Raw genomic sequence first — 24,392 nt, 5'->3', positions numbered from 1 at the left:
CTAATCGGTCGAGGACTTAACCACGATTGAAGATTCAAAAAAGCAAGCGCGGAATGGCTTTGGTCGGCCGTTACCACGTGTTATGGATTCAGTTTTGAGGGAACGGTGTTCCCCCAATTAAATAGATGTGCGGTGGCAATGGCGAGAAGGCCACACCTGTTCCCATCCCGAACACAGAAGTTAAGCTTCTTAGCGCCGATTGTAGTGAAGGGTTTCCCTTTGTGAGAGTAGGACGCTGCCGCGCATCAACATTATTCCGCAATAGCTCAGTTGGTAGTAGCGCTTGACTGTTAATCAAGATGTCGTAGGTTCGAGTCCTACTTGCGGAGTTCTCTTTTTTAAGAGGTCTAATAGCAATGTCTGGAGAGTTGTCCGAGTGGCCGAAGGAGCACGGTTGGAAACCGTGTAGGCGGGTAACCGTCTCAAGGGTTCGAATCCCTTACTCTCCGTTCTAGAATATTATCATGGCCCGTTGGTCAAGCGGTTAAGACACCGCCCTTTCACGGCGGTAACACGGGTTCGATTCCCGTACGGGTCATATTTCAGCGATGTATTTTTATAATACATGGAGGTTTAGCTCAGCTGGGAGAGCGTCTGCCTTACAAGCAGGATGTCGGCGGTTCGATCCCGTCAACCTCCATTGGTTCCGTGGTGTAGGGGTTAACATGCCTGCCTGTCACGCAGGAGATCGCGGGTTCAAATCCCGTCGGAACCGTAGTTTTATTTTTTAAAATGGCTTGGTAGCTCAGTTGGTAGAGCACTTGATTGAAGCTCAAGGTGTCGGCGGTTCGATTCCGTCCCAAGCCACCATGGAGGGGTAGCGAAGTGGCTAAACGCGGCGGACTGTAAATCCGCTCCTTCGGGTTCGGCAGTTCGAATCTGCCCCCCTCCATCTTTTTTTGTTTTTAGGGGTATAGTATAATGGTAGTACTACGGTCTCCAAAACCGTCAGTGTGGGTTCGAATCCTACTACCCCTGTTAGTTTTATGGCGATTGTGGCGAAGTGGTTAACGCACCGGTTTGTGGATCCGGCATTCGTGGGTTCAATTCCCATCAGTCGCCCCATTGGGGTATAGCCAAGCGGTAAGGCAACAGACTTTGACTCTGTCACTCGTTGGTTCGAATCCAGCTACCCCAGTTTTTTGATTATGGCGGTATAGCCAAGTGGTAAGGCGCAGGTCTGCAAAACCTTCATCACCGGTTCAAATCCGGTTACCGCCTTATTGAAAAGAATAAAAAAATTGCAACCTCATTTACATACTCGTTATGCCGGCGTGGCGGAATAGGCAGACGCGCTGGACTCAAAATCCAGTGCCCGCGAGGGCGTGCCGGTTCGACCCCGGCCGCCGGTATACTAAACACCAATCTTTCTTCGGAGAGGTTGGTGTTTTTTTGGATTCTATTATTTATGGTGTTGGTAGGTATTCTTCGCGGAAATCCCGAAGGGCATTTCCTTCACCGACACCAGATAACCAAGAACTTTTTTGATGCTCACACGTATAGCCGGGTGCGGCGATTAAAATATATTTTAGACATAAACGCCGCGTTTTCCGGAAAAATGCGGCGTTCCGTTGCGAATTTTTATGGGAACGCCACACTACGGGGGTTAAATGCGGCTTTCTGCGCTCGTCCAGGCGCTTAAAGCCGCACTAGGGACATAAAGTGCGACGATTAAAATGCTACCACCTGCTTAACGCCGCACATAGGCAAGGACGTAATTTTTTTTACTCAGCTCCCCAGATACAGCAACATATCTTTACTATAATGCACTACTTTCTGATATAATATGTTGATTATAAAATACTTATTAGGAGTGATAAACAATGGAATGGATACGTTTGATTGGTATTGCTATTATTGTCATCGGCTTTGTTCTTAAACTGGATACTATTGCGGTTGTTTTAATTGCTGCAGTTATAACAGGGTTAGTATCCGGCATTTCTTTTGTCGAAATTTTGGAAATTCTGGGATCGGCATTTGTGAATAACCGTTTAGTAACGTTGTTCTTCTTGACGTTACCTATGATTGGCTTATCTGAACGTTTTGGACTAAAAGTGCAGGCTACCAATTTGATTCAAAAATTAAAAGGACTGACATCCGGAAGAATGTTGACCTTGTATCAATTCATCCGCGAGATTGCGGCCTTTTTCTCCATTCGGGTACAAGGGCAAACACAGTTTGTACGTCCGATTGTTGACCCAATGGTGCAAGCTGCAGCAAAACTGAAATACGATGAGATTGATGAAGATGACGTGGAAATGTTGAAAGCAAAATCTGCAGCATCTGAAAACTTTGGTAATTTCTTCGCACAAAATACATTTATTGCAGCATCTGGCGTTTTGTTGATTTCCGGAACAATGGAGTCTTTGGGCTATGAAATTTCACCTGTTGCAGTAGCATCTGCTTCTATTCCAGTAGCGTTAATTGCTTTGGCATTAGCCGCAGGTAGCAACATTTTGACGGATAGAAAAATGGACCGTAAATACGGGAAGAAAGGAGGGCGTAAATAATGGATACAGCTTACATTACTGAAACGCTCGTTCCTATGATTCTTGAGTTCTTTTATTTGCTTATCGGACTTCAGTTATTTTATACAGCTTTTCGCGTGTTGAAACAACCGGATCACCCGACTCGTTTCGGAACTGCTTTGTTCTGGGCACTGTTAGGTGTGGTATTTGGGTTTGGAAACTTTATGCCTGCAGTTTTCAGCGGGGTTTTCTTGTTGATCATGGGTCTCTTGACGCTCTTTAAACAAGTGAAAATCGGTAAAATCGAGACCAACACCGAAGAGGAACAAACAGCGCATGCAAACCGTTTTGGCAATAAAATATTCATCCCGGCTATCCTTTTGGCTTTAACAGCGGTATTAATCGCTCAATTTACACCATTCGGCGGTCAAGTGGGTATCGGGGCTGCAGCAGTCCTTTCACTTATTGTTGCTATGGCTATTTTCCGGGCAACACCAAACCAAACATTGGCTGAATCCGATCGTATGGTGCAACAAGTTGGTACGACCGGTATTTTACCGCAACTACTGGCAGCACTTGGAGTGTTGTTCACGACAGCTGGAGTAGGCGATGTTATCGCTGACTTGATCTCCGGTTTCGTACCTGAAGGCAATCGTTTGATTGGCGTTTTGGCATATGTGTTTGGTATGGTTATCTTTACAATGATCATGGGGAATGCATTTGCTGCCTTTACGGTTATTACAGCTGGAATCGGGATTCCATTCGTGATCGCACAAGGTGCCGATCCTGTTATTGCAGGTGCGCTCGCGATGACAGCTGGTTTCTGTGGAACCTTGATGACACCAATGGCAGCCAACTTTAACGCACTGCCTGCTGCATTATTGGAAATGAAAAATCCAAACGGCGTGATTAAAGCACAAACGCCAATGGCACTCATTTTAATCGTGGTACATATCGCACTGATGTATTTCTGGGCATTCTAGGAAAAGAAAGGAATAATACGATGAAAATTTTAGTAACAGCCTTCGACCCATTCGGTGGCGAAAAAATTAACCCGGCTCTTGAAGCCGTAAAACTGTTGGCAGACGAAATTGCCGGCGCAGAAATTGTGAAGTTGGAAATTCCGACTGTCTTCCACAAATCAGCAGATGTCATGCGTGAAAAAGCCTTGGAAATTAAACCTGACATGATTTTATGTATCGGGCAGGCGGGCGGCCGTTTTGCCATCACACCTGAACGCGTGGCGATCAACCAAGATGATGCCCGTATCGAAGACAACGAAGGCAACCAACCGATCGACGTAGTCATCAAGGAAGACGGAGCACCTGCATATTTTGCAACTTTGCCAATTAAAGCAATGGTTGAAAAAATAAAAGAAGCGGGAGTGCCGGCAGCTGTTTCCAACTCGGCAGGTACTTTTGTCTGCAACCACATTATGTATCACGCTCTCTATTTAGCGGAGAAGGAATTGGGCGGCATCCAGGCCGGATTTATCCATGTCCCATATATCCCGGAGCAAGTGGTTAATAAACCAAATCAACCAGCAATGAGTTTGGAAGACATGGCGAAAGGTCTGACAGCTGCCATTGAAGCAATGGTTGAGTTCCATGACAAAGAAGATTTAAAGCGTGTTGGCGGCGCTATTCACTAATATCCATGACACTGACGATTACTGTCAGTGTCTTTTTTTACTCAAAAATGTTATATTAGAGACGAAATAGGCTGAGAGGAGGGACATCAATGAATTTTCAGCTTCGTGCAAATAAGCTAGCCGCTAGCTTGGGTGGTGTTGATAACATTGTCGGAACGGAAGCAGGCGAACAGCTTCTTGTCATTCGTGTTGCTCATATGGAATATGTAGAAATCCAACGTATTCAAGCAGCACCATTTGTGTCTGAAGTGTTAATTGGATTGACCAGTGTCAGTATCTTGACAAATGATGGTTCAGCCCAAGCGTTGGTTTCAGGGTTACGTTTATCAGAAACCGGCAGGATGGAAGTAGAAGATCCGCCGTTTAAGCTTACAAATCTCTTGCGTAAATTGTTTATTCCACTATTATCTACGATTATGGCCGGTGGCGTCATACAGGGCTTTATGGTCTTGTTATTGTCATTCGCCATTTACCGATCAGCTGTAGGCGCCACCGAAACCCTTTCAGTTATTTATACCCTCGTTTTTATGATCCTACCTGTCCTCATTGCTTTTTCCAGTGCCCGCTATTTTAAAACAAACCCTTATATAGCTGCTGCAATCGCAGGGATTATGATCCAGCCAACCATTACCAATTTTGTTGCAGACCGAATTTTAAATCAGTTCCTTAAATTCCCTCTTATCCAAAACCACCAGTTCAACACGATTCTACCTGTTTTGATTCTGGTTCCGTTTTTAGCCTATATTAATCGTCAGCTAACTGAACTGATGACTGGGACCCTGTTGCCTGTAATCCGACCATGTATCCTGATGGGATTGGGTCTGATTTTTGGCGTCATCATTTTGTTGCCATTGATGGCTTTGGCCAGTCATATCTCCGTCTCGTTGTTCATCATGATGGCGGAAAGAATCCCTTTCTTGGCAACGGCATTAATGGGCTTTTTGGGGCCGTTATTCGTTTTGACGGGGTCGCATTATTCCTTTTTTGAGACAGCGACTCAGGCGATTGAATCAACCGGCTATGATATGTTATTGGGACCAGGTATGCTCATTTCCAATGCTGCCCATGCAGGGGCGGCACTCGCATTGACAATGAAGAGCCGGAAAAAACTTTATCGTTATTATACGGGGCTCTCTTTTGCATTGTCTCTCTTTGGTGTAACCCAGCCCATTATGTACGGGGGCGAATTAATTTTAAAGAATTTGCTGTGGTATGTGATGATCGGTGGCGGGGCCGGAGGATTGTTGGCCGGGTTGTTTGATTTAAGGATCTATCAATTTGTCAATCCAAATATCACTTCATTGCCTGCCTTTGTGGATGATTCCGGGAATCTATTTGTTGCCATCAGTTGCATGGTGGTGGCGGCTTTGATCGCTTATTTTCTGACGATGATGCGGCCTTTGGTGGAATTGACAGATGAAGAGATTCGAATTGCCACAAGCGGTCAAGGACTTGATGTGATAGAATAAAGTTGGAGGGTGAGTCGTGAAAAAAATTGAACGTAGTGCAGTATTCTTAAAAGAAAATCTGGCGCTGTTCCAGTGCCCAGTCTGTAAAGAAGCGTTCCAGGACGTGTCAGGTCAAGGTGTGGTGTGTGCCAATAATCACCGCTTTGATTTGGGCAAAAAAGGGACGCTTCATTTATTGTTAAAAGGGGGCCAAAACGAATATGATAAGGCAATGTTGTCGAGTCGTAAGGCGTTGGCGGATACGGGATTTTTCCATCCGATTTTGGATGCCATCTTGAATCATATCCCCAAAGAAGGGACGATTTTGGATGTTGGTTGTGGCGAAGGCTCGCATTTACATTATTTGACCGAAAAAGGTTTATCAGGGGAGAAAATTGGTTTTGATATTTCCAAGGATGCGATTCAACTGGCAGCAGCCCACTTCTTTGACGATGCTTTTTGGTGTGTGGCGGATTTGGCCCAGTCACCTTTTGGGGCAGAACAGTTCGATGCCATCTTGAATATCTTTTCGCCGTCCCATTACCAGGAATTTAATCGCGTTTTAAAACCGGATGGTCGGGTGTACAAAGTTGTACCGGATGCGGATTATTTGATCGAGCTGCGTGAATTATTGTATGGAGACCGTAGCTATAATAATCAGGATGTGGTGAAGCGTTTCAAAGAAATATATCCGGAAGCATTACATGAACATGTGAGGTACGAAGTAGAACTCACCGAGTCAACTTTCCGTTGGTTGGTTGAGATGACACCACTCACATGGGGTGCAACCGATGCTGACATCGAAAAAATAATAAAAAAACCATTGAAAACAATTTCTGTTGCGGTTTCATTGTTGATAAGTGGACCCATAAAGGTTTACAAATGAACATAACGGTGTTATATTAGATGTATCATTTTGGGAGTATATCATTGCCATTTTATATTAGTCGAAATGATCTTATCCAACGTATTGATTCGCCGTGCTAGCCACCGAGTCTATACGTTTTTTTTATGCTATAATTTAGTCAAAACAAAGGGAGGAATGCAGGGTGGTAAACGCAACTTTGAAAGAACAGATTATCGAAGCGTGTCAAGAAATCGGAATCGATAAAGTTGGCTTTACAACTGCCGATCCGTTTGATGACATGAAAGAATCATTGTTAGAACAAAAAGCCAACGGTCATACATCGGGTTTTGAACATCAGGTGTTGGATGAACGGCTGTATCCAGAACTTATTTTCCCCGGGGCAAAGTCGATTATTTCAATTGCCCTCGCTTATCCTTCCAAACCGCTCGTAAAACCGGAGCGGGAAAAAGGGGTGCGTCGCGGTTCTTTCGCGCGTGCGTCGTGGGGAGTGGATTATCACTTCATTTTACGTGAAAAAATGGACCAGTTGGTGGCGTTCATGGCGGAAAAGATGCCGGAAGCACGCTTTAAGCCGATGGTCGACACGGGTGAATTGATGGACACGGTGGTGGCGCAACGGGCCGGGCTCGGGTTTATCGGCCGGAATGGGTTGTTGATAACAGAAGAGTTTGGGACCTATGTGTATTTAGGTGAAATTATCACCGATATTGAACTTGCTCCGGATGCTCCGGGCGTGTTTGGTTGCGGGGATTGTTATCGTTGTGTGACGGCATGTCCAACGGGAGCATTGTTGGGGGACGGTCGGTTGAATGCACAGGTTTGTTTGTCGTTCCAAACGCAAACAAAAGGGAATATGCCGCTTGAGTTTCGCCGGAAGATGGGGCATGTGATTTATGGCTGTGACATTTGCCAACAGGCGTGTCCATATAATGCGGGGAAAAATTTCCATCTGCATCCCGAGATGGAACCAGAGCCGGACCGGGAAACACCGGTTCTGCAGCCGATGTTGACGATGTCGAATAAGGAATTTAAGAGTCAGTTTGGTATTTTGGCCGGCTCGTGGCGTGGGAAAAAGCCGTTGCAACGGAATGCGATTATTGCGTTGGCAAACTACCGCGATCGGAGTGCGGTGCCGGAATTGCTGCGCGTGATGGAGACGGACGTGCGGCCGGTTTTAAGAGGGACGGCAGCGTGGGCCATCGGTCAGATTGTGCGCGATGTGAATGCGGAGCTGTTGGCCTTTTTCCAGGAATGCATTGAAAAAGAAGAAGACGCGGAAGCGCGGGCGGAAATGGAAATGGCGCTCGCGAAGCTTGAAGGAGAAACGGAATAGATGACGAATCATATAGTTTTATTTGAACCACAAATCCCGGCGAATACGGGAAATATCGCCCGGACTTGTGCGGCGACGAATACGCCGTTGCATTTGATTGAGCCGCTGGGATTCTCGACGGATGACAAGCATTTGAAACGGGCTGGTCTTGATTATTGGAACGATGTTAATATTGTGAAACACGCGGATTTGGATGCGTTCATGGCCTATTTGGGCGACCGGAAATTATATTTGATTTCCAAGTTTGCTGAGACCGTTTATTCGGATGCTGATTTTACTGCGGACGAGGATGTTTTCTTTATATTCGGTAAGGAAACGACTGGGTTGCCGGAAACGTTCATGCAGGAGCACCGGGAGGATTGTTTACGGATTCCAATGAATGATACACACGTACGCTCATTGAATTTGTCTAACACGGCTTGCATGATTGTTTATGAGGCATTGCGTCAACAAGGGTTCCCAAATTTGGAAAAAACGCATGTTTATGAAAAAGATAAATTAAAATAAAACTTTTCGCCTTTTTTTGCATATATATATATGTAGAAAGGGGTGATTTTTTTGGTTAATGGCGTAAAGACGGAAATACATCAAATTTTGCATGTGTTAGAACGGCGGTTTGTGCTGCCGACGGAGTTACAGTCCTATTTGGCAAATTTGGATCGGGGGTTAGGTGGGGAAGATTGCTTTAGAGAGGTTTTGGAAGGGTTGGTGCGCATGTGTTGTTGCGTGATGTACGGTTACGTCTGGATGCAAATTTTTTTCAAATAGATGCGTTGTTGCTGACGGGCAAACAAGTGATTGTATTTGAGGTGAAAAATTGGGGTGGTGCGTTTGAATATGCGGATGGACAGATTGTGAGCAAAAAGTCGGGCAAGCCCTACAAAAATCCGCGCGAGCAGTTAAATCGTTGTGTCGTGAATTTACAGTATTTATTAAAGACTTGGGGGTTTGATTTCGAAGTGGTGGGGCGGGTAGTGTTTATCGATCCGACTTTTTATTTGTACAACGCCCCGATTGGTTTGCCATTTTTATTTGTCCCCGAGTTGAATGAATGGGTAAAAGCCCTGAATCGCTTTGATGGTTGGATTGGGGAGTCGCATCGTCGCTTGGGTGAACTGTTGGTTGCTCGTCATTGCCCCGCGAAAGTCGACTATGATTTGCTACCTGTGTATACATTTAAGAAATTGAAGAAAGGAATGGACTGTCAGAATTGTGGCGGGTTTGGGACAAGAGTAGCTGGGCAGCGGGTTCGTTGCCTTGAGTGTGGTTGCGAAGAAAGGGCAGAAACTGCAATCGTGAGGTGGGCAGTGGAATTGCAGTTGTTGTTTCCGAAAGTGAAAGTGACGAGTAGGCTAGTGGGTGATTTTTGTGATAATCAGTTTGAAGTTAGAAGAATTCAACGAAGTTTGCGTAAACATTTTGAGCAAATGGGTACGACCAAGGGAGCTTATTTCATAATTAGACCATTTGCCCCTAAAATAACGAGTGAAATGGTTTAATTAGTGATAATAAAAATATTTGGACCCAAAAATATCGTTGAAATGGTTTAATAAAGATTAATTAAACCATTTCAACTTAAAAAAACCTCGCAAATGGTTTAATTCCATCTGCGAGGGTTTCAATTTAAAAACTACTCTTCTCTTTCATTTTCTGGATATCCCGATACACGGCAATCATATCCTCGTAGATTTGATCATCCACAATAATCGTTTCGTCAGGTCCATACAAGGTTGCTTCATTCAATGCCACAAACCGTTCAATAACCGCACGGTGCATCGGTGCCAGACGTTCAATTTCGCCAAAATACTGCCTTAACGTCTGCGCACTGGCACGTGGTTGCTCCAAATCAAACAGCCACAGAATCACCCGACGCTTATCCATACGCGGGAGTCGCAACAACCATTCGGCCGCTAACGGATATAATTTATGCCGCCACCAATAGACCGCTATAATCCCTGCCAACAGCAACACACCAACTAATTCCGGCAGGTATCGCTCTTCAGTAGCACGTGCTTCTTCACCAACCTCGGTACTCTCCGGCACTTCGCGCGATGAAGACTCGGAAACAGGCATTTCAGGCTCCTTTGAAACTTCATCCGGATTCAAAACATCGTCCTCATCCGGAAGAACCGCATCTTCATTGCTGGCCACACTAGTAAGCGGTTGGTTAAATGCAGGTGTCGGCTCGAACGGCACCCATCCATGTTCAGGGAAATAAATCTCCGGCCATGAGTGCGCATTTGCATTCGTTACCTCATAATAAGCGACACCATCCGCGTCAACCGCCGCTGTTCCACTGTTAAATCCCTTTGCCCATCGTGCCGGAATTCCAGCCATCCGCGCCATTACTACCATCGCCGTGGAAAAATTATCACAATAACCCACGCCCGATTCAAACAAGAAATGGTCCACATAATCCGCTCCGTCCGGCAACACCGACGCTTCCCGCAAACTATACCGGAAGCCGCCGTCCGAGCTCAAATACTGCTCCAACGCCCGTACTTTTTCGTACATCGTTCCCGGACCGGCCGTCAACTCGGCTGCCAAATCCCACACGCGCTGCGGCACACTTTCCGGTACCACCAAATACTCTTCCAATCCCAACTCATTCTCAATCGAAACACTGTTCAACCCGGCAAAATCAATCTCAAGGTCCACCAACGTCAATGAATAGGGCACCACACCCCCAACATTATCAACGTACAATTCGTTCGAAGGCACTACGTACTCAAACGCACCCCCTTCGATATTTGCACCCACCATCTGATAGGTGTATGGAAAATAAGGGAAATCACCTTCGCGGTCGATCGTTATTTCAACCGTCTCTTCTTCCCCGGTTGATTCTACAAAACCATACTCAACCGGCAGCAAATTTAACGTATCGGGATTTTCCCAGCCAACGCCGGTATACACCGAACGCGTTGAAATACGCCAGTAATGCGGTTCATCATCATACGCCGCAAATGCGGGGTCAAAATTTTGTTGCACAGGACCGCCCAATTGGGAATCATCCTCATCATAGCCCATCCGAGTCAAGCTACCCCCGGAATTGTAATAATCCACCAAATCGAACAGCCCAGCCTCATCCAGCGACCGATTGACATTTTTCGCTTGGTTTTCAACCCATTGTTGTTGCGAGACCAAACTCTCGGTCGCCCAAACCGCCACCCGGGTCAAGCCCGCACTCATACCGGTGACAATCAACAAGGAGCCCAACGCTTTTTTCCAGCCCACTGTCGTTGAAATCCCCGAAACCCCCAGTACAAAAAGTCCCATACCCAAAATTTGGACCATCGCTGCAAAATAATCGTATTTGGTAAAGACCTGCAAAATCATCACATAAATCATTGCCGCCATGATTCCAGCTACGGGTCGCAAATGCACAATCAGCAAATATCCCGACAATGCGATTAACGATAGCATCATCACCAAACTCACGTTGGTTGGAAAAATTGCGGAAGCACCGGTAAAAAATTGCGCCAAACTCGCTCCAACTTGTGAAATTTCATTCTGAAACCAGGCCATTCCCGATAAATCCGAGGGCAGATAATACCGGTAGCAGACAATCACCAAGCCAATTTGAAATGGAATCCACGTAAACCAAAACGGCAATAATAAAGTCACCAAGGCTGTTCCCACCAAATAATAGAGAATGCCGCCCACATCACTAAACTCACTCAAAGGTACATAAACCGTCAAAACCGGGTAAAACAATCCCACGAACCCGACTGCCAAAAACAGGCGTTTCACAAATTTCATCGCGCTTCACCTGCTTCCGTCACCATCATAAATGGCTCATGGCGACTCAAACGGAGCTCATCAACCAGTGCTTCCGGAACAAAGACAATCGCCTTGCCATGCTTCAAATCAAGCTGTTGCCATTGGGCCAACAAAGCCGCTTTGTCCCAACTCGGTTGAATCGTCAAAAATGAATCCCCACCAATCAAATCAACCCGCACAACCAATTGTTCTTCCCATTCCTTTTTGGCACTATAGCTAAGCGCCAATAGCTGCTCGAAACGTGGTGTCTGAAATCCTATAAACACCAGATGCAAACGGGGTTCCACTTCTTTTTCAAATTCCTTGACCATCAATTTTTCACGGCGGAACGAAGCCTTCCAATCCACATGTTTCAAAGGATCCTGTGGCAAATAATCCCGGATCTGCCGGATTTCTGGTGCGCTTAATTTCAAATAACGCCTGATTTCCGGGTGATGGGATAACTTATGAATGGGCACGATGTCTGGATAAACATCCAAATTTACTGGCACGCGCTTAAGCACCCGATGCCGGAAAAAACCAAAATAATCGTCTCCCGCTGTTTCCACTGTCAACGTATCATAGTGCCCCCGTGGTAACTTCATCGCCAAATCGAAGCGCCGACTGAGGAGGGCGGACATTTGCGTTTCCATATTTTCCACCCGAATCTTTAAATCCGGTAAAAATAAAGGCCAGACCGCTACCAAGCGGAGCCGATTCACATCAGCCTCCACCCGTTGCCAAACTATCAGGGTCGATAGCCACAATACTACGACCACCAAACTAAAAAACAATAAAATAAACCAGGAAGTTGTTCCGGGAAATGCCATTGTGTATATAAACAGAATGAAGAAGCCTAAGAGGATAGCGATTTGCTTGGCCATTCTCCTGTAAACCATATTAAGACCTCCTCATCGGGGGTTGAACTTTCCTTACCAGAGATGCGATATAATCATCAATTTGTTTTGTCGTCAGATTTTCAAAAAACAACAAACGATGGCGATATACGGCTGGCAAAACGGCCAAAATGTCATCTGGAATCACGTAGTTGCGTTCTTCCAAAAGCGCATAGGCTTTGGCCGCAAGCAGACAAAACTGATTGGCACGGGGACTGATTCCCAAACGAATCCGTTGGTCTTCCCGCGTTTGATTTCCCAATCGGACGATGTAGTCAAGTAAGGCTTCTTCCACATGAATCGTAGGTACCAGTGCTTTTAATTGATGAAAGGTTTGTTTATCCAAAATCGGTTCTAAATTTGCCAAAGCTTCTCGGTTATCAGGTGCCGCCAACATCCTGACTTCTTGTTGAGGGGTTGGGTAGCCCAAGGACAACTGCATCAAAAAACGGTCCAATTGTGCTTCCGGTAGGGGATAGGTTCCTTCATACTCGATCGGGTTTTGCGTTGCCAGGACAAAAAAGGGATCTGGTAAATCATAAGTAACCCCATCGCTTGTTACTTGATGCTCAGCCATTGCTTCCAGCATCGCAGCTTGGGTACGTGGGGAAGTTCGGTTGATTTCATCCGCTAAAATAATCGAAGAAAATAAAGGCCCTTTCCGGAACTGGAACGTTTCTGCTCCACGTTGCGGCATCGAGAAACCAATGATGTCACTTGGCACGAGATCGGGGGTAAATTGAATCCGCGAAAAATCGGCCCCCATACAAGTAGCAATTGTTTTTACCAAGAGCGTCTTGCCGACGCCGGGGATATCTTCAAAAAGGACGTGGCCGCCTGCCAACATCGCGGTAATGGTTAGTTTCGTAATGTTTTCTTTTCCGATAATGATTGCATTCACCGTTTCGATTAGCAGGTGGACTTTCCGGACTGCTTGAAGTTGTTCTTTTGTTAAAGCCATGGTGAACCTCCTTCAAATATTTATCTTACCTCTATTATACAGGTTGGCAGTGAAATGGTATGGCGAAAAGGTTATAATGTAATTAACATTTCCTTAGGAGGTCATATGAGTATGTCTGAAAAACAAGCAATGCTGGCTTTACAAAACGGTTCCGATATTCGCGGAATCGCTATTTCAACACCGCAACAAGAAGTAACCCTAACGGTGGAAAGAACGAAAAAGATTGGTCAAGCTTTCATTACTTGGTTGCAAAAACGGGTTCCGGGCAAGGAATTAACTGTCGCAATCGGAATGGATAGCCGCATTTCCGGTCCAGATTTGAAACAAGCATTATTCGAGGGGATGGCGCATGCCGCTGTCACCATTATCGATTGTGGGATGGCAACGACTCCTGCCATGTTTATGGCAACTCTGTATGATGATTTCCGGGTAGACGGTGCCATTATGATCACTGCGAGTCACTTGCCGTTTCAATACAATGGCTTGAAGTTTTTTACGGCAACAGGCGGGGCCGAGCACGAGGACATCGACGAAATTCTGGAACTGGCTACCGAATCTGCTTTCCAAGCGGGTAATCAGGCTGTGATTGTAGAAAAAGATTTGTTGACGGTTTATGCCGAAGATTTGGTGGGAAAAATCCGCGAGGGCATTGATGCAGGATTTAAGCCTTTGGAAGGGAAACATATTGTTGTGGATGCCGGAAATGGGGCAGGTGGTTTCTTTGTCGAGAAAGTATTGCAGCCACTGGGTGCCAATACCACAGGTAGCCAATTCCTTGAACCAGACGGGATGTTCCCGAACCATGAATCCAATCCCGACAACAAAGTTGCCATGCAAGCTTTAAAAGATGCCGTTTTAAGTAATCAGGCTGATTTAGGGATCATTTTTGACACCGACGTTGACCGTTCGGCGTTAGTGGACTCCCAGGGGCAAGCTTTGAACCGTAATAACTTGATTGCCTTGATTTCAGCAGTGTTGTTGAAAGAGCAACCAGGTGCAACGATTGTAACCAACTCCGCAACTTCCCAACATGTGGAAGATTTTATCGTCGGTTTAGGCGGGAAACAGGATCGTTATTTAACCGGCTATCGCAACGTCATCAACCGGGCAATCGCACTTGACGCGGCTTTGGCAATTGAAACGAGTGGACATGCCGCTTTGAAAGAAAATTACTATTTGGATGACGGGGCTTATTTGGTCGCCAAATTATTGATGGCAAATACGGACTTACCGGCTTTGATAAAAGATTTGAAACAACCTGAAGAAACTACGGAATATCGTTTTGTGATTGTTGAAGAACCGATTCAGGAAAATGGTTTGGCAGTGATTGATCGCTTTAAGGCATTTTTGGCTGAACAGGCTGATATTCAATTGATTCCTGATCATCTAGAAGGGGTACGGGCTAATTTTGCGGACGGATGGTTTATCTTGCGGATGAGTCTGCATGAACCGTTGTTGGTTTGGACGTTGGAAAGTGACAAGGCAGGGGAAATTACGCCTTTAGTTGAGCAAATCATGCCATTTTTCATGGAACAGGGCGCTTTGGACCGCGAAAATATTATCAGAAAATAAGGAGGCTGCTACATGGTGACACCGATCGTTACATTGACAAATGGCGTTGAAATTCCACAAGTAGGACTTGGCGTTTTTTTGATGACCGACGAAGAAGAAACGGTATGGGCCCTCAAGCATGCCTTGAAAGTTGGCTACCGTCATTTTGACACGGCTGCTGTTTATGGGAATGAGGCTGTTTTAGGGCAGACCCTTAAAGATGCGGGGATTGCACGCGAAGAGTTATTCCTGACTTCAAAGGTTTGGAATGACATGCAGGGCTATGAAAAAACGAAGCAAGCTTTTTTGGAATCTCTGGAAAAATTACAAACCGATTATCTGGACCTCTATTTGATTCACTGGCATGGTCCATATGTGAAGGACACCTGGCGTGCAATGGAAGAATTGTACCAAGCGGGTAAAGTAAAAGCGATTGGCGTTTCTAATTTTTCCATTAATCATCTGGAAGCGATGAAAGAATATGCGACTATCATGCCGATGGTGAATCAAGTTGAAACCCACCCGTATTTCCCACAAGATGAATTACGAGCTTATTTGGAAAAAGAAAATATCCGTCATGAGTCTTGGGGCCCACTGAGCCAAGGAAAATCGGATTTATTGCTGCATCCCTTGTTGGCAGAAATCGGTGAAAAATACGGAAAGACACCAGCTCAAGTTGTCTTGCGCTGGCATATCGACCGCGGATCAATCGTGATTCCTAAGTCCGTGAACCCAGGCAGGATTCACGAGAATTTTGAATTATTTGATTTCAAGCTAAACGATGAAGACTTGGTAGCCATCGCCAAAATTAATCTGGAAACCCGCTACGGCCGTGACCCAGAGAATACCGGATTTGAGTGGTAAACGAAATATATACCCCAAGTGCGGCGATTAGCTCAGAATAAACGCATGAACGCCGCAATTTTTGAAAAAATGCGGCGATTAGAAAAATCTCGAGGCCGGAACGCCGCATTTGGACCAAAAATGCGGCGATTAGAAGAAATGTGAAATGGGAACGCCGCACTTAGAGCCAAAGTGCGGCGTTTAGCCCAACAAATATTTTTAATCGCCGTATCTGGCACATAAAAAGCGCGAACTACTTTTTACTAGTAGTTCGCGCTTCTATTATTCTTCAGTAATTGTATCTTTATTAGTCTCTAAAAACACATCAATCGCTTCAATTGAATTTTTTTCTTTTTGAATGACTTTAAAGATTACATTCTTGTAAGCAATTTCTTCGCCGACTTTGATATCGTACTTTTCATTTAGAATCCAGCCACCGATTGTATCAACCGTGTCTTCTTCAAGGTCCAGCCCGAAGACATCATTTACATCGTCAGTTAGCATCCGGCCTCCCAGGCGGTAGTGGTTTTGGCCCAGGTGGATGTAGTCGGGAATGTTTTCGGATTCATATTCGTCGGAAATATCCCCAACGATCTCCTCGACGATATCTTCCATTGAAACCAAACCACTGGTCCCACCATACTCATCAACCAAAATCGCAATTTGGTGGCGTTCTTTTTGCATTTTAAATAATAAATCCTTGATAGCCAGTGTCTCGATTACGGTAATGACCGGGCGCAGATAATCCTGGATATTAAAGGTTTCCGTCGTTTTCCCTTGCGTAGCGGCCACATAAGCACCAAAAATTTCCTTGGCGTTGATGACACCCAGAACATTATCTTTATCGCCTTCGACTACCGGATAGCGGGTGTACTTTTCTTTTTGAAGGAGCATTCCGATATCTTCCAACGTGTCATCGCTCCACACAACTGCCATGTCCGTCCGCGGTACCATAATCTCCCGCGCCATTCTTTCGTCAAATTCAAATACATTTTCCACAAACTGATATTCTTCGAAATTGATTTCACCACTTTTTAGACTCTCACTCATGATCAAGCGTAGCTCTTCTTCGGAAACATTATCGTCCGATTCGGCGAAAGTGGTCAGTCCCAAAGCTTTTGAAATACCATTTGCTGCTTTATTCAAAATAAAAACAAACGGGTACATGATTTTGTACCAGATATGCAAGGGACGAGCAATTTTCATGCCCAGCTTCTCAGTCTTGGTAATCGCAAGATTTTTGGGAACTAATTCACCAATAATAACTTGCAGCGCTGTCAAGATAGCGAAGGAAACGACAAATGATAAAATCGTTGAAGCACCTTCCGGGATATCGAAATTCGCAAATAGCGTATCAAAAATACGTTTAAAGGTTGGATCTCCTAACCAACCAAGAGCAAGTGAGGTGATGGTTACACCTAACTGGGTTGCGGATAAATAGGTATCTAATTTAACCGTCATTGTTTTTAACAATTCAGCTGTTTTATTGCCGTTTTCGATTAAGTAGTCCAAACGCGAAGGGCGAATGCGGACCAGTACAAATTCTGACATAACAAAAAAAGCGGCTACTGCTAAAATAATAAAGAATAGTATTAATCCTGTCGTAATACTCATATGTGCCTCCTATTAGTGGGTAGTCACAAGCATACTTTTGGTAAAGCGATGGATGCGACCAAAAGATAACTTGGATGTAATCTTTTGGTCTATAGAGAATAATCGTCTGAATTGCTCTGTCCCAAAGGCTTCACCTCTTTCTTAATAAAAAATTTCCACGCAACATTGGTATCTATGATAAAATTATAAATCAAATTTACAATTTTGCAATGTTGAAGGAATCAGACCTAAGATGGGTTACCAGATGACCTAAGTTTTGGTAAGCTAACAGTAAGGTAAAGGAATGATGAATATGAAAGAAGAATGGAAAATAAAAATTAAAAATTGGTACCATCGCCAAATGGTAAATCTCAAAAACTTCTGGCGTCGTTACCGCATTAATAAATTGATGGTCCTGCTCTCGCTGGTAGCAGTGCTCATCGGTAGCACTTATTTGGTTTTTTTAGCAAAAACAGCGGATGTTGAAAATTTAAAGGCTGGGTTGGGACAGACAACCGTGGTATATGACCGCTATGGTGAGGAAGCCGGTGAGTTGTATGCGCAAAAAGGGACATTCGTTTCGATTGAGGAAATATCGGCCCACATCCAGGATGCGGTAATTTCGACTGAGGACAAGCGGTTCTATTCCCATAATGGCTTTGACCCGATTGGGATTGGACGGGCAGCGGTTGGTTATGTCATGAACCGTGGAAATATCGTGGGAGGGGGATCGACGCTGACCCAGCAGTTAGCGAAGAATGCCTATCTGACTCTCGATCAAACACTGATTAGAAAAGCGAAGGAATTATTCCTGGCTTTAGAAATTGAGAAACAGTATGAAAAAGCCGATATTTTGGAAATGTATTTAAATAATTCCTACTTCGGTAGTGGCGTGTGGGGCGTTGAGGATGCTTCCTGGAAGTATTTTGGCAAACCCGCTTCAGATGTAACCTTGGCGGAAGGAGCGGTTTTGGCGGGTATTTTGAAAGCTCCGTCAAACTACAACCCGATTGATTACTATGACAATAGTATCGAGCGCCGGGATTTAATTTTACAATTGATGGTTGATAATGGTTTTACAGACCAGGAAACGGCTAATGCAGCGATTGCGGAAGGTATTTATTTGACAGATGGTTACGACAATAATGATGCCTATAATTATCCGTATTATTTCGATGCGTTGATCGAGGAGGCCATCGCGGAATACAATATTGATGAAGAAGATTTGTTGAACAAAGGGTACAAAATTTATACCGGCCTGGATCAACAATACCAGCAACAAATGGATTTGACCTATGAAACAGCCTATTTCACCGATGCAGAAGATGGGACCTTGCTTCAAAGTGCGTCAGTTGCCATTGAACCGGGGACAGGTGATGTCATGGCTATTGTGGGTGGACGCGGTGAGCATATGTTCCGTGGCTTTAACCGGGCTACTCAAATGCGGGTGCCACCAGCTTCGACGATTAAACCACTATCGGTGTATTTGCCAGCTTTGGAAAATGGTTACGAAGTGGATTCCTTGATCATGGATGATGACACCATCGGATATGGTGAAAACAAGGATTATTTCGTTGCCAACTACAACTTCTATAGTGAGTACCAAGGCATTCCGATGTATCAAGCATTAGTGGAAAGTAAGAATACGTCGGCTGCTTATTTATTGAATGAAATGGGTATTGAAAAAGGACTCAAACAACTGAAAGAATTTGGCTTCACCATACGTGAAGAAGATGAAAAAGAATTAGGCGACATTGCTCTTGGGGCAATGGACGGTGTGTCACCCTTACAGATGGCGAGTGCGTATTCCGTATTTGCCAACGGTGGGGTGAAGGCTGAGCCGCGTTTCATCACCAAAATCGTGGATGCGACGGGAGCGGTCATTGTGGATAATACCAAGCCGAAAACGAAACGGATTACCTCCACAGAGACGGCCGATGAAATGACGAGTATGATGATGGGGACGTATGCTCCGGGCGGTACCGGTTATGGTGCCCAGCCTTATAATGGCATGTTGCTGGCTGGTAAAACCGGGACATCCGAAGGGGACGGGGGCGAATATGACCGAACGAAATGGATGATTGGCTACACTCCGGATATCGCGATTGCGACATGGATCGGCTTCGACCATACCGATGCGGAACATAACTTGAGCAGTACCGGGAACATGTTCTATGATTTATTCAGTGCGGAAACCGGGAATCTATTGAGCGTCAGCCCACAAACCGAATTCGCGGTTGCGGGCATTGAAGAACAGGCAGAAACGAGCGGGGGCTTCCTGGATGACCTGAACGACTTTGGTCAGAAAATAGAGGAAGAATCGCAGAAATTCCTGGACTGGGCGACGGGTTGGTTTAGATAAAACGAACGTATTTTCGATTAAATCTTTGCATCTGACGGTATTAATGTTAAAATAGAACTAGTAAAAGACAAAGGAATGAAGACATGAAAAACATTTATGATATTGCTTATGAATTAGAAAGTAACTTGCGCGAGCAACCTGCATTTAAATCATTGACGGAAGCTTATACTGCTGTTCAAGCAGATGAAGTAGCACGTTCATTGTTTGGTGAGTTCACAGGAATTCAACAACAAATCCAAATGAAACAAATGTCAGGTGAAGGCTTGGATGATGAGTTCATCCAAAAAGCACAAGAAATCGCAGGCCGTGCCGGCGAAAACGAAATGATTCAAAAAATGATGACTGCTGAGCAACAATTGAGCACGGTTATTGAAGATATCAACAAGATTATTGTTCGTCCACTTCAAGAAATGTACGCACAAAATCCTGGAAATGAAAATTAATCGTTATTAAAATAGCGGGCTTTGTCTTTCGAGATCAAAGTTGGTAGCAAGAAAGCCAGCTGATCAAAGGAGACAAAGCTTTTTTTGTTGGAATTAAACCATTTTATAACTGTAAATTCATTAAAATGGTCTAATTAACAGTTATTAAACCATTTCGATTAAATTTTGAAGCACAAATGGTTTAATAAACCATAATTAAACCATTTCAAGCAAAAAATACGAGTGAAATGGTTTAATTGATGCAAGATTGGGGGGAAGGGTTTGATTCGCTTTATACATACTGCTGATTTGCATTTGGACAGTCCGTTCAAAGGCTTGAAGCAGTTACATCCAAAACTATATGATCGGGTTTATCAATCGACATTTCAAGCTTTCGAGCGTCTTGTGACGCTTGCTATCCAAGAAGCGGTTGATTTCATGGTCATAGCAGGGGACATTTACGATGGTGATAACCAAAGTGTCAAGGCTCAGGCATTTTTTCGCGACCAAATGACACGTTTAAAGACGGCCCAAATTCCGGTTTTCCTTTCACACGGAAATCATGATTTTATGGATAACGGCACGTCGCGTTTGCAAATGCCATCAAACGTCACGGTACTTGGAAACCAGCCTGAAACACATTACCTTAACAATACAGCTATCACGGGGTTCAGTTATCCAAAACGCTGGGTCACCGAGCGTATGATCGATAAATATCCCAAACGCGCCAATACCGAATTTCATATTGGCCTCTTACACGGCTACCTTGAAGGGTCTGCCTCGGCCGAAGACGTTTATGCACCTTTTACCATCACGGATTTACTCAATAAACAATACGATTATTGGGCACTTGGCCATATCCACAAGCGGCAAGTACTCATCCAACAACCACCTATCGTATATCCCGGCAACACGCAAGGGCGCAATCCAAACGAATTGGACGAAAAAGGTGCTTTTTTGGTCACTTTACAAAAAGGTATGGAACCGACCTTAACTTTCGTGAATACCGCACCGATATGGTGGAAAGAGAAGACAATTTCATTGTTGGGCATTCACACCCTTGATGTGCTCTACACTAAGATTGCTGAGGAAATTGCCCGTGCAGAAAAACCGGACCAGACCATTCTGTTGTCCCTCAAACTCGATGACCGCGAAGCATTGCCTGACGACGTTATCACGCGTATCCACAACGGGGACCTCCTGGCTGGTATCTCCCAGTCGGAAAATGTCTACTTGTACCGTATTTCCTTGGCACCGAAAAAAGAGCGCCTCGTCTTTTCTGCGGACGATCGCATGCAACAAAGTTTCAACCGCAGCAAGGAGCATTTATCCCACGACGAAACTTATCGCCGCGTGCTCCAGGATTTATTCAAACATCCAACCGTGCGCACGCGCTTTGCGGATTTGGAGCAAGATAGGCACTTAAAAACCACGATTTTACAGGAAGCAGAGGAATTACTCCTCGAGGATATCGTTTTCGAGGAGGGGGAATCAATTAATGAAGATTGAAAAAATCGAAATCTACGGCTATGGCAAATGGACCCAAGCTACATTCACTGACCTAAAGGACCTACAAATTTTCCTCGGCAGCAATGAAGCCGGCAAGAGCACAATTGCATCCTTTATCCATACGATTTTCTTTGGTTTTCCTTCCCGTCGAAAAAAAGACACGAATACGTATGAACCAAAGCTGGGCGAACGTTACGGTGGCCGTCTCACGCTATCAAACACACGTTTCGGAAACGTGACCATCGAACGAATTAAAAACCGTGATCGTGACCGGGCTACTTTGACCCATCAAAACGGGGTCCAGGAAATCGTCGAGAACTTGCCGCGTTATTTATTGGGGGTCGACAGTGCCACGTACGATGATTTGTACACCTTTCAAATCGACCGCCTCCTACACTTACGGCATGTAAAAAAAGAAGAGCTCAATCGCTATTTGATGGGGATCGGCGCGACCGGAAGTGAACTCTTCCTTAATTTAGCTGACGGCTATCGCAAGGAAGGCCAGAAAGAATTCAAGCCTTCCGGAAAAAATCCTGAGTTGAACAAAAAACTGGCAGAGACGGAAAAGTTGTGGGAACAGCTGCAAGTAGCCAAACGTAAAAACAATGAATACCAGACCTTGTTGTTGCGGCTGGAATCGATTCAGGAAAAATTGCAACAGGGCAACGAACAAATCACTGGATTTGAACGGGAGAACCGTGAACTGAGTGAAGCAATCCGACTGGGGGATTACTATCAAGAATGGCTACAACTTTCAGAAAAAATTGAAGCAGTGGATACCAGATTCTTGCCACCGGATGCGGCGAAACGTTGGGAACGACTGCAAACCGCCATTACGGATGACTTAAAACGATTGTCCGCAGTGAACGCCCAAATACAAAACGAACAAAAAGTGTATGCAGCATTTACGAATGCCATTTGGTACGACGAACATCGGCATGACTGGCATGCTTTGCAGGACGCTTATACCAAAACACAGGACTTATTTACGAATGCCTATGCGTTAACCAATCAAATGAATCAAGAAGAAGCCGCCTTGGTCATGTTCAAACGCCAATACGGGTTCGGGGATAATATGGTGAAAGTGGATGCGGAAAACGAAGCAATCATTCGGGAATTATTGGCTGAAGAAGAAAAAATTGCCGGTCAGATTGAATTAGTAAATCAACGAATTGCAACCTGTTATACCGAATTGGACTCATTGGAAAAACGAATCAAGGAAGTAACCGGGAAAAGTGAGACAATCAAACCCCAAGTAACACCCACTAACAAAGCCAATTTTGCCTGGTGGGGCCTTGCCATCGCTGCTTTACTGGTGGCGGTCTTGTTACCAAGTTTGCGCATATATGCTTTGCTGGTGGCGGCGGTCGCTGTTGGAGCATCGTTCGTCAAGCCTAAACCACCTACCGAAACGGAAGCCTATATCGCCCAACAAACGCGGGAAAGCCGTTTGCGTGATTTACGTGAAGACGAAGAGGCTGCGCAAGAACGCCTGCTACAATTTTTGAATGAGCAAGAAGCATTGGAAACGAAGATGGAGCAGCTCCAGGAGCAACAACGGACTTGGCTGGCAGAGGCACATTATCCAACGAGTTTCTCATTGCGGCGTGTGCTGGAAGAAAATCCGGCTGTCCAGTTGGAAAACCTTGAAACGAACCTTGCCCGAACAGTGGCCCGTTTGGAAGAAGTCGAGTTATCTTTAGCCGATTGGCAAACGCGTACGGAATTTATTCGCGAACATTTCCAATTGAATCATCTGGAACCTAAAATGTTCTTTGAACGTTTCCCGGAACTGCACCGTAAATTGGAAGTGGAAAGAACACAGGCCAAGAATAGTTCGGATAAGATCAGTGATTTAAAAGTAGAACGTAAGGAAATCCAAAACCGTTTGGATGAAATAAATGCCAAGCGCCAAACTATGTTGGACAATGCCAATGTGGAAAACGAAGCTGAATTCTACCAATTGATGCAAGCCAAGGAAGAACAGGCTAAGCAAAAGCAGCGTCGCGATTTTCTGGCAGAACAATTGGCGGGGAAAGAGCGATTGCTCGAACGCTATCCCGACAAGCAAAAAGCCGAAAATAAACTACTGAAAAACCAAAGTCAAATCAGAAGTTTCCAGGAAAACCGGACTGCTTTGCAAGAAGAGGAAGTGTCCTTACGCCACGAAATCAGTATCCTGGAAGATGGTGGGACCTATAGTAGTCTCTTGCAAGAGTATGCGATTTTGGAAACGGAAGTGTATGACTTGATTGTTGAGTGGGGCAAGAAAATTGTAGCCGCTGAGTGGTTGGAAGATACCCTGCGCCACGGTAAAGAGGATCGTTTGCCGCACATCCTGGAAGACATGATTGCCTACTTTGTAAGATTAACGGAAGGTGCGTATACGCAGATTGTTTTCCAAAAATCGGGTTTAAAAATTCGCCGAAAAGATGGCACGGTGTTCGAACCGTTTGAATTATCGCAAGGGACGATTGAGCAGTTGTACATTGCCATGCGGTTTGCGTTTATAAAGAATACGGCGGATATTGCCAACTTGCCGATATTGGTCGATGATGGCTTCGTGAACTTCGATGTGAAGCGAAAAGGCGTTGTTTATGAATTGCTGGGTGAGTTGAGTGATAAGGTGCAAGTTTTCTTCTTTACATTTGATCGAACGGTGATAGAAAAGTTTTCGTCCGAGCAAATCAGTGTGCTAAACTAAGTTAAAAGATGAGAGAGGAGCGGT

General features: G+C 44.9%; 18 protein-coding genes, 12 tRNA genes and 1 rRNA gene. 27 read left to right on the top strand and 4 right to left on the bottom strand.

Going from position 1 to position 24,392, the window contains the following annotated elements; all coding sequences use genetic code 11:
- Positions 1–128 precede the first annotated feature (128 nt).
- The 21 genes from rrf (at position 129) to ACTVAI_RS02180 (ending at position 9,267) form a co-directional block, all read left to right on the top strand.
- Positions 129–244 (top strand): 5S ribosomal RNA (gene rrf / locus ACTVAI_RS02280).
- An 11-nt stretch (positions 245–255) separates the two neighbouring features.
- Positions 256–329: transfer RNA gene (locus ACTVAI_RS02275), tRNA-Asn, on the top strand.
- A gap of 33 nt (positions 330–362) precedes the next feature.
- Positions 363–449, top strand: a tRNA-Ser gene (locus ACTVAI_RS02270).
- A gap of 17 nt (positions 450–466) precedes the next feature.
- Positions 467–538, top strand: a tRNA-Glu gene (locus ACTVAI_RS02265).
- 29 nt (positions 539–567) lie between these two features.
- Positions 568–640 (top strand) — tRNA-Val (locus ACTVAI_RS02260).
- Positions 641–642: 2 nt separating this feature from the next.
- Positions 643–715, top strand: a tRNA-Asp gene (locus ACTVAI_RS02255).
- Between the two features lie 19 nt (positions 716–734).
- A tRNA-Phe gene (locus ACTVAI_RS02250) sits at positions 735–810 on the top strand.
- Between the two features lies 1 nt (position 811).
- Positions 812–892: transfer RNA gene (locus ACTVAI_RS02245), tRNA-Tyr, on the top strand.
- 15 nt (positions 893–907) lie between these two features.
- A tRNA-Trp gene (locus ACTVAI_RS02240) sits at positions 908–978 on the top strand.
- Positions 979–989: 11 nt separating this feature from the next.
- Positions 990–1,065 (top strand) — tRNA-His (locus ACTVAI_RS02235).
- Between the two features lies 1 nt (position 1,066).
- Positions 1,067–1,138: transfer RNA gene (locus ACTVAI_RS02230), tRNA-Gln, on the top strand.
- Between the two features lie 12 nt (positions 1,139–1,150).
- Positions 1,151–1,221, top strand: a tRNA-Cys gene (locus ACTVAI_RS02225).
- Positions 1,222–1,268: 47 nt separating this feature from the next.
- Positions 1,269–1,352 (top strand) — tRNA-Leu (locus tag ACTVAI_RS02220).
- Positions 1,353–1,823: 471 nt separating this feature from the next.
- Positions 1,824–2,510, top strand: a complete 687-nt coding sequence (locus ACTVAI_RS02215) for a DUF969 domain-containing protein (protein WP_443485774.1) — start codon at positions 1,824–1,826, stop codon at positions 2,508–2,510.
- Entirely contained in the window at positions 2,510–3,451 is a 942-nt protein-coding gene (locus ACTVAI_RS02210; protein ID WP_443473599.1) for a DUF979 domain-containing protein, read from the top strand. The genes ACTVAI_RS02215 and ACTVAI_RS02210 overlap by 1 nt, the downstream gene beginning before the upstream one ends.
- Before the next feature lie 20 nt (positions 3,452–3,471).
- On the top strand, positions 3,472–4,119 hold the full coding sequence (gene pcp, locus ACTVAI_RS02205; protein ID WP_443473600.1) for a pyroglutamyl-peptidase I: 648 nt from the start codon (positions 3,472–3,474) through the stop codon (positions 4,117–4,119).
- Between the two features lie 89 nt (positions 4,120–4,208).
- Positions 4,209–5,588: a PTS transporter subunit EIIC gene (locus ACTVAI_RS02200; RefSeq protein WP_443485773.1), complete on the top strand. Its 1,380-nt coding sequence runs from the start codon at positions 4,209–4,211 to the stop codon at positions 5,586–5,588.
- Positions 5,589–5,604: 16 nt separating this feature from the next.
- A complete protein-coding gene (locus ACTVAI_RS02195) occupies positions 5,605–6,453 on the top strand; it encodes a methyltransferase domain-containing protein (protein WP_443485772.1) in 849 nt (282 codons plus the stop codon).
- Positions 6,454–6,616: 163 nt separating this feature from the next.
- Positions 6,617–7,768, top strand: a complete 1,152-nt coding sequence (queG, locus tag ACTVAI_RS02190; protein ID WP_443473603.1) for a tRNA epoxyqueuosine(34) reductase QueG — start codon at positions 6,617–6,619, stop codon at positions 7,766–7,768.
- Positions 7,769–8,275 carry a tRNA (uridine(34)/cytosine(34)/5-carboxymethylaminomethyluridine(34)-2'-O)-methyltransferase TrmL gene (trmL, locus tag ACTVAI_RS02185; protein ID WP_443473604.1) on the top strand — a complete coding sequence of 169 codons (507 nt, stop codon included), beginning with the start codon at positions 7,769–7,771 and terminating at the stop codon, positions 8,273–8,275.
- Positions 8,276–8,487: 212 nt separating this feature from the next.
- Entirely contained in the window at positions 8,488–9,267 is a 780-nt protein-coding gene (locus ACTVAI_RS02180; RefSeq protein ID WP_443485771.1) for a nuclease-related domain-containing protein, read from the top strand.
- Positions 9,268–9,391: 124 nt separating this feature from the next.
- Here ACTVAI_RS02180 and ACTVAI_RS02175 read toward each other — a convergent pair whose 3' ends face one another.
- The 3 genes from ACTVAI_RS02175 to ACTVAI_RS02165 are packed head-to-tail and all read right to left on the bottom strand — an operon-like array spanning position 9,392 to position 13,384.
- Positions 9,392–11,527: a DUF4129 domain-containing transglutaminase family protein gene (locus tag ACTVAI_RS02175; RefSeq protein WP_443485770.1), complete on the bottom strand. Its 2,136-nt coding sequence runs from the start codon at positions 11,525–11,527 to the stop codon at positions 9,392–9,394.
- A complete protein-coding gene (locus ACTVAI_RS02170) occupies positions 11,524–12,426 on the bottom strand; it encodes a DUF58 domain-containing protein (RefSeq protein WP_443485769.1) in 903 nt (300 codons plus the stop codon). The genes ACTVAI_RS02175 and ACTVAI_RS02170 overlap by 4 nt, the downstream gene beginning before the upstream one ends.
- Position 12,427: 1 nt before the next feature.
- Positions 12,428–13,384 (bottom strand): AAA family ATPase, encoded by a 957-nt coding sequence (locus tag ACTVAI_RS02165; RefSeq protein WP_443473608.1) that lies wholly within the window; start codon positions 13,382–13,384, stop codon positions 12,428–12,430.
- 105 nt (positions 13,385–13,489) lie between these two features.
- On the opposite strand from ACTVAI_RS02165, the gene ACTVAI_RS02160 reads away from it, so the two are divergent.
- Positions 13,490–14,956, top strand: coding sequence for a phosphomannomutase/phosphoglucomutase (locus ACTVAI_RS02160; protein WP_443473609.1), 1,467 nt, complete (start codon positions 13,490–13,492; stop codon positions 14,954–14,956).
- Between the two features lie 12 nt (positions 14,957–14,968).
- Positions 14,969–15,799 (top strand): aldo/keto reductase, encoded by an 831-nt coding sequence (locus ACTVAI_RS02155; RefSeq protein WP_443485768.1) that lies wholly within the window; start codon positions 14,969–14,971, stop codon positions 15,797–15,799.
- A gap of 261 nt (positions 15,800–16,060) precedes the next feature.
- On the opposite strand, the gene ACTVAI_RS02150 is transcribed toward ACTVAI_RS02155, so the two are convergent.
- A complete protein-coding gene (locus tag ACTVAI_RS02150; protein ID WP_443473611.1) occupies positions 16,061–17,392 on the bottom strand; it encodes a hemolysin family protein in 1,332 nt (443 codons plus the stop codon).
- Positions 17,393–17,684: 292 nt separating this feature from the next.
- Here ACTVAI_RS02150 and ACTVAI_RS02145 point away from each other — a divergent pair, with 292 nt between their 5' ends.
- The 4 genes from ACTVAI_RS02145 (at position 17,685) to ACTVAI_RS02130 (ending at position 24,368) form a co-directional block, all read left to right on the top strand.
- Positions 17,685–19,733, top strand: a complete 2,049-nt coding sequence (locus tag ACTVAI_RS02145) for a PBP1A family penicillin-binding protein (protein ID WP_443485767.1) — start codon at positions 17,685–17,687, stop codon at positions 19,731–19,733.
- Between the two features lie 83 nt (positions 19,734–19,816).
- Positions 19,817–20,176, top strand: a complete 360-nt coding sequence (locus ACTVAI_RS02140; protein ID WP_443485766.1) for a YlbF family regulator — start codon at positions 19,817–19,819, stop codon at positions 20,174–20,176.
- 261 nt (positions 20,177–20,437) lie between these two features.
- A complete protein-coding gene (locus ACTVAI_RS02135) occupies positions 20,438–21,664 on the top strand; it encodes a metallophosphoesterase family protein (protein ID WP_443485765.1) in 1,227 nt (408 codons plus the stop codon).
- Complete coding sequence (locus ACTVAI_RS02130) at positions 21,654–24,368, top strand: AAA family ATPase (RefSeq protein ID WP_443485764.1); 2,715 nt, start codon at positions 21,654–21,656, stop codon at positions 24,366–24,368. Before ACTVAI_RS02135 ends, ACTVAI_RS02130 begins: the two co-directional genes overlap by 11 nt.
- Positions 24,369–24,392: the final 24 nt, after the last annotated feature.

It is taken from the genome of Jeotgalibaca sp. A127 (genome assembly GCF_052266745.1).
Taxonomy (GTDB): Bacteria; Bacillota; Bacilli; order Lactobacillales; family Aerococcaceae; genus Jeotgalibaca.
Note: the sequence above shows the minus strand (reverse complement) of the source record. Positions and strands in the feature narration are given on the sequence as shown.

Bases quoted from the DNA above. Each gene is read 5' to 3' on its own strand.
- ACTVAI_RS02175 (WP_443485770.1), bottom strand. From the start codon at position 11,527: ATGAAATTTGTGAAACGCCTGTTTTTGGCAGTCGGGTTCGTGGGATTG.
- trmL (WP_443473604.1), top strand. From the start codon at position 7,769: ATGACGAATCATATAGTTTTATTTGAACCACAAATCCCGGCGAATACG.
- ACTVAI_RS02165 (WP_443473608.1), bottom strand. From the start codon at position 13,384: ATGGCTTTAACAAAAGAACAACTTCAAGCAGTCCGGAAAGTCCACCTG.
- ACTVAI_RS02130 (WP_443485764.1), top strand. From the start codon at position 21,654: ATGAAGATTGAAAAAATCGAAATCTACGGCTATGGCAAATGGACCCAA.
- ACTVAI_RS02200 (WP_443485773.1), top strand. From the start codon at position 4,209: ATGAATTTTCAGCTTCGTGCAAATAAGCTAGCCGCTAGCTTGGGTGGT.
- ACTVAI_RS02155 (WP_443485768.1), top strand. From the start codon at position 14,969: ATGGTGACACCGATCGTTACATTGACAAATGGCGTTGAAATTCCACAA.
- ACTVAI_RS02150 (WP_443473611.1), bottom strand. From the start codon at position 17,392: ATGAGTATTACGACAGGATTAATACTATTCTTTATTATTTTAGCAGTA.
- ACTVAI_RS02170 (WP_443485769.1), bottom strand. From the start codon at position 12,426: ATGGTTTACAGGAGAATGGCCAAGCAAATCGCTATCCTCTTAGGCTTC.
- pcp (WP_443473600.1), top strand. From the start codon at position 3,472: ATGAAAATTTTAGTAACAGCCTTCGACCCATTCGGTGGCGAAAAAATT.
- ACTVAI_RS02145 (WP_443485767.1), top strand. From the start codon at position 17,685: ATGAAAGAAGAATGGAAAATAAAAATTAAAAATTGGTACCATCGCCAA.
- ACTVAI_RS02160 (WP_443473609.1), top strand. From the start codon at position 13,490: ATGAGTATGTCTGAAAAACAAGCAATGCTGGCTTTACAAAACGGTTCC.
- ACTVAI_RS02215 (WP_443485774.1), top strand. From the start codon at position 1,824: ATGGAATGGATACGTTTGATTGGTATTGCTATTATTGTCATCGGCTTT.
- ACTVAI_RS02210 (WP_443473599.1), top strand. From the start codon at position 2,510: ATGGATACAGCTTACATTACTGAAACGCTCGTTCCTATGATTCTTGAG.
- ACTVAI_RS02140 (WP_443485766.1), top strand. From the start codon at position 19,817: ATGAAAAACATTTATGATATTGCTTATGAATTAGAAAGTAACTTGCGC.